The following is a 516-nucleotide window of genomic DNA, read 5'->3' as shown; positions in this document are numbered from 1 at the left end:
CCGTAAGATTAGCCTTTGCTTTTGTCATCTTGCTTAGAAGGGTTGATTGATCATCACCCGGAACGTCCCTTCGTCTGCACCCTTGGCAACTTCAGCGCGAACCACAACACCTTCAACTTGGAAACGAACCGCGCCACCGACGCTCCATTTCATGTCTTCATGGAGTGTTTTTAAATCGTATTCGTCGGCAACTCGCCCCACCTCAACAAACGCTACCCATTGCCACCAAGGCATATCGTAGTAATTGATAATGGGAATATCGTCCAGAGGCTGCCAGTCTGGTAATACCCGATATTCGGCAGAATAGTGAATTGCAGAGCGTCCATGGTAACGACCCGCGGTATAGCCTCTCAAACGGTACAACCCACCCAAGCGAACTTGTTCCTGTTCTGGCGGACGACTACAAACAACACCATCACATTGATTCCAAGTTGGTGTGTCGGCTGTATAAAAATCCAAGGCAAGTACTTGTTGATCAAACCAATCCCCAAGAGGCCCCAGCGAGTAATATTGGCT

General features: G+C 48.8%; 1 pseudogene. It reads right to left on the bottom strand.

Annotation, left to right across the window (positions count from 1 at the left end):
• Positions 1–33 precede the first annotated feature (33 nt).
• Positions 34–516, bottom strand: a pseudogene (locus tag R8O10_RS27550) (hypothetical protein); the annotation flags it as partial.

Source organism: Vibrio sp. 1727 (assembly GCF_033344415.1).
In the GTDB taxonomy this organism is placed as follows: Bacteria; Pseudomonadota; Gammaproteobacteria; order Enterobacterales; family Vibrionaceae; genus Vibrio; species Vibrio alginolyticus.
Note: the sequence above shows the minus strand (reverse complement) of the source record. Positions and strands in the feature narration are given on the sequence as shown.